Below are 5069 nucleotides of genomic sequence, written 5' to 3' on the forward strand. Positions count from 1 at the left end.
AAAGGGGATTATTTCCGTATCGTATCTTTCCAAACTGGAAAACAATCAGGTCACTCCTTCTGATGACATTATTCAATTAATTTGCAAACGTCTGGGAGTATCTTCACTTCAGAACGATGAACAGGAACTGAATCAGCTATTGGAAAAATGGAATCATTCTTTGCTTTGGAAAAAGCTTGAAGAAGCAGGAAGGTATCATGAACAAATTAAAAAATTGTTGGAAAGCACAGATGACCTCTCTCCTCAATTGTTTTACAAGATCTTATGCTTTCGTTTTCAGTTGATCCATTCTGATATCGAAAGTGCCAGGCAGAATCTGTTACATATTCATTCTCATTACAAAGAATTATCTGATACGTTGAAATTTTATTATCACAAGTATAAAGGCAATTATTATTACCTGCTCCAACAATACGATAAAGCAAGAGCAGAATTGAAAGAGGCCGAAACATATTATGTGTTAGGAAGCGTGATCAACGAAGAAGAAAGAGCTGATTTATATTATCTATTCAGCCTCGTTTTGACACGTTTGAGTATATACAGGCTTGCCATTTACTACGGGGAAAAATCACTTTCCATCTTTCAGGGCGTTTATTTTCAAAAGAGGTGCGCAGAAGTTCACTTATTGCTGGGTATCTGTTATCGCAGAATCCGCTATAGCGAAGAGGCACTCAAGCATTATGAATGGGCTAATTCCATCAGCATGGCCATTCACTACATCAGCCTTAACTCTATGGTGGAACAGAACCTTGGATACTTGAAATCTGTCATGAATAAGAGCGAAGAAGCGATCCATCACTATTTAAAGAGTATTGACCTGAAAAAATCGGACATTGAAGGAAAGCTTAACTCCATATTGGCATTGGTAAAGGAGTACTTTAAATTAAACCGATTCAATCAGGTACGCCACTGGCTGCCAAAGGGGTTACAACTTTGCTCGAAGGATGTCTTTCCGCATAAATTTTATCAGCTGTCCTACTTTCAATACGCCTTAGATGATTTCCCTGCAGGATTTGAACATTTTATGAAAGAACATACCCTCCCCTTCTTCAAGCAAAGCGGGGAACACCTTTTGTATGCTGAGTACTCTAAACTCTTTGGTCAATATTACCAAGGGGTTAGAAAATATAAAAATGCTGCATTTCATTTAACGGAAGCTAATTCCATATATGAAGAAATGCTGTCTTTGTAGGAGGTGAATTCATGAAACAGTTAAAACGATTATTCATCGTAACCAGCTTAACGGCAATGGCCCTTGGCGGAGTGACAGTCATCAACTCTCCCGAGGAAGACTTCCCGCCGTTCAGTGTCAAATAATAATCTCACTTTAAAGACTGATCTGATCAGTCTTTTTCTTTTGAAACTTTGGCATGTCTTGCTGACCTTTCTTCAAATTCTCAACAATAATTGGAAATTTTCTGAATTAAGTTATATAGTAAATATTGAATACATAAAGGGGGAATAAACATGAGTACACGTTATAAAGAAAATTTAGAAAGATATGCCGACCTGATTGTACAAGTCGGACTGAACCTGCAAAAAGGGCAGGAGTTATTGATTTCCGCTCCTATTTCGGCATATGAATTTGTCCGTCAGGTTACGGAAAAAGCGTATGAAGCAGGTGCCATCCATGTTATGACTGATTTTCATGATGAAGTTTTAAAGAAGATCCGTTTGGAGAAATCCAGTGAAGAAGGTTTAAAAGTATTCCCGCACTGGAAACAAAAAGGGTATATTGAGATGGCCGAGAATAACGTTGCCCTGCTGAATCTAATCGCTCCAAATCCATCACTGTTAAAAGATATCGATCCTGGAAGAGTGGCTGTCTTGAACAAAGTAGCAGCGGAAGCATCAAAAGATTTCTCTTCATATATAGGCGGCGGGAAAATCAGCTGGCTGATTGCAGCTTATCCAACAGAAGAATGGGCGGTAAGTGTTTTTCCTGAGCACGAGAAAGAAAGGGCAATCGAAAAGCTTTGGGAAAATATCTTCTATACAACAAGGACAGATCGTGAACAAACGGTTGAATTATGGGAGAGCCATATAAATGCTCTGAATGATAGGGCACGCCGACTGAATGAGGCGAACTATGAAAAACTTCATTATAAAGGTCCGGGTACAGATTTGACGATCGGATTCAGTCCCCGGACTAAATGGATAAGCGCTCAATTCACTAACGACAAAGGAACCCCTTTCGTTCCGAACCTGCCAACAGAAGAAGTCTTTACCATCCCGGACAAGACGAGTGTGAATGGCGTCGTAAGTTCTACTAAACCCCTTAATTATGGAGGTACCCTTATCAAGGACTTCTCGTTGACATTCAAAGATGGAAAAGTAGTCGATTTTACTGCAAAAGATGGATACGATACACTCAAAAACCTATTGGAAACTGACGAAGGGGCATCCTATCTGGGTGAAGTTGCCCTAGTGCCGCACAATTCTCCTATTTCTAATACAAACATCATATTTAATAATACGCTGTTTGATGAAAATGCTTCTTGTCATATCGCACTCGGCCGTGCTTTGTCCGTATGCGTCGAGAATGGGAAGGAACTTGGTTCTGAAGAATTGAGGAAAATCGGCTTTAACGAAAGCATGATTCATGTCGATTTCATGATCGGATCAAAAGATCTAAGTATTGATGGTGTTAAAGCAGACGGAACCGTCCACCCAGTATTTAGAAACGGTGACTGGGTATAACCTCTTATTTACAAAAAAGGACCTTGCTTAAGGTTCTTTTTTGTTTAATTTGTAAGAAGTGAAAATTTCATCCCGGGGATTGTCCAGCTTCAGCGTTTATTCTTTCAAGCCGTTTTGGTCCGGCGGGTAGAGTAATAAAACGACTTAACCGGTATGCCTTCCAATGCTTGTCATGGCTGAAAAAAGGTATCTGTATCTTCTTTTCCATATATTACATCTATTATGACAAAAAAATTTCTTTTATAACATTTTCAATACTTCACAAATCGCTTACAATAAAGATAGAGTATTTAAAGGAGCGATTTCATTTGTCAATCTTCACGAATAAACATACGCTTTTCTGGAGTGGACTTTTGCTGGTCTCTCTTTTCATAACCTTTCTCTTATTCAGAACCTCTAATGTTCAATCAAGTGAAAAACCCTTAACGGCAGAGGAGAAATACCCTACTGTATTTGTGCATGGATATAAAGGAACTTATAATTCCTTCAAAACAATGCTCGACCGCTTTGAACATCATCATGGCTGGGGTAAAAAAACGTTGGAAGTATATGTATCCGATAATGGAAGCCTTTCTTACAGAGGAACCATACCTGAAAATCCTTCAGCTCCCCCTCTCGTGCAGGTCATCTTCGAAGATAACCGTGCTGCATTGGATAAACAGGCTATTTGGCTGGAAAATGCAGTTAAACTGCTGCACCATCGTTTCGAAGTAGAGAATATGAATCTTGTAGGTCATTCTATGGGAGGCCTGGCCTCAACAAAATATTTAGAAAACACCCAAGGCAATTCCTTTTTACCCAAGACTCATAAATTCATTTCCATTGCCACTCCATTTGCAGGAGTCACCAAAGATTCCTATGATCAAATCAATACCGGTGCTGCGGTCATCGATTTAAAGCCAAAATCAAGAGCTATTTTGCGCATCCATCTTAACAGGCATTTAATCGATCCTTCTATTAAAGTCTTATCCATTGCAGGTTCCGGTGATGATGTGGTGAATGTGCCAAGCGCCCTTGCAAGTGAAAAGATTTTCGACAGGAACGAATTCACTTCTACGATCGTTTACGACCCTTCCATCTCACACAGTGGTTTACATGAAACAACAAAGGTAGACCGTCTTGTAGGTGACTTTTTATGGAGAAAATAATACCCTTCTGTTCTTACCCTGAAATCAGGGTAAGATTTTTTTATACTCCGCTCCCTTCCTGTTTAAAGGAAGACAGTTGCGTTATACCTCCAGAAGTTCTATACTACACAAGACTAACGATTACGTAAAAGGATGAATGGCATGACAGCAGAAATCACCTTGAAAGCAAACCCTAAATACATAAAACAATTTAAAAAAGGATTTCCACTTTTAAATAAGGATAATGTAAATGAAATACAGAATCGTCTGGATGAAGGCACAATTATTAATCTTGTTGATGACAAGAACCTTTTTATCGCAAAGGGGTATTACGGAAAACAAAACAAAGGGATTGGGTGGCTCGTAAGCTGGAAAGAGCATGAACAGATAGATGTGGAGTTCTTTCACCGAAAACTGGAATATGCAGTCAATCAAAGACTTCATTTCCTTTATGATGAAGGGACCACTGCATTTCGTGTTTTTAACGGTGAAGGTGACGGTTTCGGCGGAATCACACTGGATTACTTTGATGGTTACTACCTGATTCAATGGTACAGTGAAGGTGCTTACTCGTTCAAAAAGGATATCGTGGCAGCCATTAAAAAGCTGCCGGATTATAAGGGATTGTACCAAAAGAAGCGCTTTTCAGTTGAAGGGAAATATCTTGAAGAAGATGATTTTGTCGATGGCGAACAACCTTCTTTTCCCCTCCTTGTGAAGGAGAACGGAGTGAATTTCGCAATATACCTTAACGACGGTGCCATGGTCGGGGTCTTCCTCGATCAGCGGGAGGTAAGAAAGCTGATCCGCGACAAGTATTCAGAAGGAAGAAGGGTTTTGAATACCTTTTCCTATACAGGAGCCTTTTCCGTATTTGCAGCCCTTGGAGGTGCTTCAGAAACAACAAGCGTTGATTTGGCAAACCGAAGCCTGAGTAAGACAATAGAACAATTCAGCATAAACGGAATTGACTACGAAGCTCAGCACATTATCGTGGAAGATGTATTTAAGTACTTCAAATATGCAGTTAAAAAAGAACACAGATTTGATATGGTCATTCTTGATCCGCCAAGCTTTGCACGGTCCAAGAAACATACTTTTTCTGCTTCTAGAGATTACAAGGATCTCCTTAAAGAAGCAATTGCCATAACGGAAGACGACGGCATTATTGTCGCTTCAACAAATTGCAGTACGTTTAATATGAAGAAGTTCAAAGGCTTCATAGAAAGTGCCTTTAAAGAA

Annotated in this window: 4 protein-coding genes; all 4 read left to right on the forward strand. The window is 39.5% G+C overall.

Annotation, left to right across the window (positions count from 1 at the left end):
- The coding region (locus tag HP456_RS19635) for a helix-turn-helix domain-containing protein (RefSeq protein ID WP_172254244.1) at window positions 1-1192 on the forward strand (1192 nt) is incomplete at its 5' end.
- A gap of 275 nt (window positions 1193-1467) precedes the next feature.
- The gene (locus HP456_RS19640; RefSeq protein ID WP_172254246.1) at window positions 1468-2700 is read left to right on the forward strand and encodes an aminopeptidase; all 1233 of its coding nucleotides are present in this window, start codon (window positions 1468-1470) and stop codon (window positions 2698-2700) included.
- A 308-nt stretch (window positions 2701-3008) separates the two neighbouring features.
- Window positions 3009-3848, forward strand: a complete 840-nt coding sequence (locus tag HP456_RS19645; RefSeq protein ID WP_172254248.1) for an alpha/beta hydrolase — start codon at window positions 3009-3011, stop codon at window positions 3846-3848.
- Window positions 3849-3989: 141 nt separating this feature from the next.
- A partial coding sequence (locus HP456_RS19650) for a class I SAM-dependent rRNA methyltransferase (RefSeq protein ID WP_172254250.1) occupies window positions 3990-5069 on the forward strand: 1080 nt, incomplete at its 3' end.

The organism is Bacillus haikouensis, assembly GCF_013179555.1.
Classification (GTDB): domain Bacteria; phylum Bacillota; class Bacilli; order Bacillales; family Bacillaceae_B; genus Rossellomorea; species Rossellomorea haikouensis_A.

Excerpts from the sequence above, each read along its gene's own strand:
- HP456_RS19640 (WP_172254246.1), top strand. The coding sequence starts at position 1,468 with ATGAGTACACGTTATAAAGAAAATTTAGAAAGATATGCCGACCTGATT.